Source organism: Streptomyces sparsus (assembly GCF_054776295.1).
Window position 1 is genome coordinate 1 of sequence record NZ_BAAHCA010000105.1, and the last position, 4,649, is coordinate 4,649.

4 protein-coding genes are annotated in these 4,649 nt (G+C 71.6%); 2 read left to right on the forward strand and 2 right to left on the reverse strand.

Going from position 1 to position 4,649, the window contains the following annotated elements; all coding sequences use genetic code 11:
* Positions 1–1,734: PhoX family protein (locus tag ACYVE9_RS08545; RefSeq protein WP_461027137.1), on the forward strand; the 1,734-nt coding region annotated here is incomplete at its 5' end.
* A gap of 146 nt (positions 1,735–1,880) precedes the next feature.
* Entirely contained in the window at positions 1,881–2,978 is a 1,098-nt protein-coding gene (locus ACYVE9_RS08550) for an aminotransferase class V-fold PLP-dependent enzyme (RefSeq protein ID WP_461027138.1), read from the forward strand.
* Positions 2,979–3,218: 240 nt separating this feature from the next.
* On the opposite strand, the gene thpD is transcribed toward ACYVE9_RS08550, so the two are convergent.
* Complete coding sequence (gene thpD / locus ACYVE9_RS08555) at positions 3,219–4,118, reverse strand: ectoine hydroxylase (RefSeq protein ID WP_461027139.1); 900 nt, start codon at positions 4,116–4,118, stop codon at positions 3,219–3,221.
* 65 nt (positions 4,119–4,183) lie between these two features.
* On the reverse strand, positions 4,184–4,588 hold the full coding sequence (locus tag ACYVE9_RS08560) for an ectoine synthase (protein ID WP_461027140.1): 405 nt from the start codon (positions 4,586–4,588) through the stop codon (positions 4,184–4,186).
* Positions 4,589–4,649 lie beyond the last annotated feature (61 nt).

Consider the following 4,649-nt stretch of genomic DNA (forward strand, 5'->3'; position numbering starts at 1 on the left):
CGCAGCGGCCGGGCGGAGCGCCCGCGCGGTCGGGGGCTGCTCGGCTTCACCCAGGTCCCGCCGAGCGACGCCGACCGGCTGACGGTGCCCGACGGCTACCAGGTCCAGGTCCTGATCCCCTGGGGAACCCCCGTCCAGCCGGACGGCCCGGCCTGGAAGAAGGACGCCTCCAACAGCGCCGCCGAGCAGGCCCGGCAGGTCGGCATGCACCACGACGGCATGCACTTCTTCCCGCTCGGCCGGAGCAGCGACCGCGGCCTGCTCGTGCTCAACCACGAGTACGTCCAGCCGGCGCCGCTGTACCCGGACGGTGACCTCCCGATGACCGCGGAGAAGGTCAACAAGGGCCTGGCGGCGCACGGGGTCAGCGTGGTGGAGATCGCCAGAAGGGGAGAACGCTGGCAGGTGGTGCGCTCCCCGCGGGCCCGCCGGATCACCGGCGACACCCCGGTGGCCTTCTCCGGCCCGGTCGCCGGCCACCCGGCACTGCGCGCGGCCGGTCCGGCCCGCGGCACGATCAACAACTGCTCGCACGGTGTCACCCCCTGGGGCACCTACCTGACCTGCGAGGAGAACTGGAACGCCTACTTCGGCACCGACGACGAGGCCTGGCGGCCCACTCCGCAGCAGGCGCGCTACGGCGTCACCAAGGACGGCTTCGGCTACCGCTGGCACCAGGCCGACGCCCGCTTCGACATCGCCGCCGATCCGAACGAGGCCCACCGCTTCGGCTGGATCGTCGAGATCGACCCGAGGAACCCGCGCGCCACACCCGTCAAACGCACCGCGCTGGGACGCGTCAAGCACGAGGGCTGCACGACCACCGTCTCCCGCGGCCGGGTCGTCGCCTACATGGGGGACGACCAGGACGGCGAGTACGTCTACAAGTTCGTCGGCTCCGGCCCCTGGCGGAGGCACCGCGCCCTGGGCCGCAGCCCGCTCGACCACGGAACGCTCTACGTGGCGCGCTTCGACGACGACGGTTCGGGCACCTGGCTGCCCCTGGAGTTCGGGCGGGGACCGCTCACCGCGGGCAACGGCTGGCAGGACCAGGCCGACGTGCTGCTCCGCACCCGGGAGGCGGCCGACGCCGTCGGCGCCACCCGCATGGACCGCCCTGAGTGGACGGCGGTCAACCCGCGCAACGGGGACGTCTACTGCACGCTGACCAACGGCAGCGGCCACCCGGGCGCGGCGAACCCGCGCACGCCCAACCCCTACGGCCACATCATCCGGTGGCGGGAGAAGCACGGCGACAACACCGCGACGTCCTTCCGCTGGAACGTCTTCGTGCTGGCCGGGGACCCGGCCTACGACGAGCGGGTGCAGCTCGGCGACAACCTGTTCGGCTCACCCGACGGACTGTGGTTCGACGGGGAGGGGCGGCTGTGGATCCAGACGGACGTATCCAACTCGGCGCAGAACCTGCCGGAGAAGGGCTACGACCGCATCGGCAACAACGCGATGCTGGCCGCCGACCCCAGGACGGGGGAGATCCGGCGTTTCCTCGTCGGTCCGCGCGGCTGCGAGATCACCGGTGTGGTCACCACCCCCGACCGGCGCACCATGTTCGTCAACGTGCAGCACCCCGGGGAGACGACCGCGGCCTGGGGCGAGGCGACCTGGCAGAACCCGCGGGCGGTCAGCAACTGGCCGGACTTCGATCCGGCGGGCCGGCCGCGCTCGGCGACGGTGGTGATCCGCCGGACCGACGGCGGACGCATCGGCGACTGAGCCCCGCCCCACAGCGCCCCGAACCGAATCGGCCGGCAGCCGATCCCCGTACCGCCCATGACCGATCCAGGCGCGTGCGCGGGCACGTGCGCGCCGCTGACCTGGCGCTATAAGGCGACCTTCGGCCTGCCCGAAGATCTGGCGCCATGGACACATCGTGGCTCGGGCCGGAGAGTGGGGGCATGCAAAAGTCACTGGCAGAGGCTGAGTTCGCCCCGCAGAACACCTACCTGAACACCGCTTCCCACGGCCTGCTCCCGGCCCGCACCGCAGCGGTGCTGCGCGCGGTGGTCGAGGAGACCGCCGACGGCAGCATGGACCAGATCGACTGGTTCGAGCGGGTCGAGCAGGCCCGGGCGTGCTTCGCCCGCCTCGTCGGCCTGCCCGCCCGGCGGGTCGCCACCGGCTCGACCGTCGCCGTGCACGTCGCCCTGGTCGCGGCCTCCCTGCCGCGCGGCGCGGAGGTCCTGGTCGCGGAGGGCGACTTCAGTTCCGTGGTCAACCCGTTCACCATGCGCGGCGATCTCGCGGTGCGCAGCGCCCCGCTGGAGCGGCTCGCCGACGAGGTGCGTCCCGGCACCGCGCTGGTCGCCGTCAGCGCGGTGCAGTCCGCGGACGGCCGGGTGGCGGACCTGGCGGCGATCACCGCGGCCGCCCGCGCCCACGGCGCCCGGACCATGGTCGACACCACGCAGTCCACCGGCTGGCTCCCCCTGGACCACGACGCCTTCGACTACACGGTGTGCGGGGGCTACAAGTGGCTGCTGTGCCCGCGCGGCACGTCCTTCCTCACGGTTCCGGAGGACGCCGGCGCGCTGCTGCCGCTGCACGCCGGCTGGGTGGCGGGGGAGCGTCCCTGGGACAGCTGCTACGGACCGGTGACGGAGCTGGCGAGCTCCGCCCGGCGTTTCGACGAGGCACCCGCGTTCCTGTCCTACCTGGGCGCCGCGGCCTCGCTGTCCCTGATCGAGGAACTCGGCCAGGAGGCCGTCGGGGCGCACGACCGGGCGCTGGCCGCCCGGTTCCGGGCCGGGGCGACCGAGCTGGGGCTGCGTCCGGTGCCGGGCGACTCCGCGGTGGTCGCCGTCCCCGGTCTCGGTGACGCGGCGGAACCGCTGGCGAAGGCCGGGGTGCAGGTCGCCGTGCGCGCCGGCAACCTGCGGGCCGCCTTCCACCTCTACAACACCACCGCCGACGTGGACCGGCTGCTCGACGTGCTCAGCGGACTCGCTCCCGCCCACTGATCACTGCCGATTGGGCCGAACGGGTGAAGGAGCCGGGCGGCAGGCGGGTGCGCGGGACGCGTCCGGCCGGGTGGGTGCGCGGCGGAACGGGAGCACGGGGGAGGGGAACGACGAGGCCCCGGGGCCGCGGCGGTGTTCCGCGGCCCCGGGGCGGGGCGCTTGCTCAAGGTGCGCCGAGGTGTCGCACTGACCGGCGCGGGGGCGACCGCCTGACGTGCGGTCTCCCCCGCACCCGGTCGGTCACCTCACCGGGGTGAAGTCCCGCGCGCCCAGGAAGTCGGGCCGCCGGACGGGTGCCGCGAAAGGCTCCACGGCGGTGTTCTCCACGCTGTTGAACACGATGAAGACATTGCTCCTCGGGTACGGCGTGATGTTGTCACCCGAGCCGTGCATGCAGTTGCAGTCGAACCAGGTCGCCGAGCCGGCGGGGCCGGTGAACAGCTTGATGCCGTGGTCCGCGGCGAAGCCGGTCAAAGCCTCGTCGGACGGGATGCCCGCGTCCTGCATCTGCAGCGACTTCTTGTAGTTGTCCTTCGGCGTTGCCCCCGCACAGCCGAGGAAGGTGCGATGCGACCCCGGCATGATCATCAGGCCGCCGTTGGTGGCGTAGTTCTCGGTGAGCGCGATCGACACCGAGACGGTCCGCATGTTCGGCAGGCCGTCCTCCGCGTGCCACGTCTCGAAGTCCGAGTGCCAGTAGAAGCCGGTGGCGCCGAAACCGGGCTTGACGTTGATCCTGGACTGGTGGACGTAGACGTCCGAGCCGAGGATCTGCCGGGCGCGGTCCACCACGCGCGGGTCACGGACCAGGTTGGCGAAGACCTCACTGATCTTGTGGACCTCGAAGACGGTCCGGATCTCCTGCGACTTCGGCTCCACGATCGAGCGCTCGTCGTCGCGGATCGCCGGATCGGTCGTGAGCCGGTCCAGCTCGCCCCGGTAGATCAGCACCTCTTCGGGCGTGATGAGCTGATCCATCGCGAGGAAACCGTCGCGTTCGAAGCCGGCCAGGTCGGTGGCCTCGATCGGGCCTGCGGCTCCGGGCTCGGACCAGACCACCGGATCCTGCCGCGGGACGGCCACCTCGGTGGCTCCGCGTGTCGGGTACAGGTCGGCGGTTCGCATCGGTGCGGTGGTCATGGGCTTGCCTTCCTCTCCTCTCGTACGGCCTGTTCCTTCGTGAGACCGGACGACAACGGCCGGGTTCAGCTGTCGTCGTCCTCGGTGAGCAGCGGGTAGACGCCGTTCTCGTCGTGGTCCTCCCGGCCGGTGACCGGCGGGTTGAACACGCACACGACCCGGAAGTCGGTCTTCGGGCGCAGTGTGTGCTTCTCGTGCCCGTCCAGCAGGTACATCGTGCCGGGCGAGATCCAGTGCTTCTCACCGGTCTCGTCGTTGGTGAGCTCAGCCTCACCCTCTACGCACAGTACGGCTTCCACGTGGTTCGCGTACCACATGGACGTCTCCGTACCCGCGTAGAGGACGGTCTCGTGGAAGGAGAAGCCGACCCGCTCCTTGGCCAGGATGAGCCGCTTGCTGCGCCACGTCCCGGACGCGGACCTGATGTCGCGGTCGGTGTCCTCGATTTCCTGGAGGGATCGCACGATCACAGCGTGTGGTGCCTTTCTTCTCTGTGGGGGGCGGGTGCGTGGTGCACCCGCCCACCGCCGC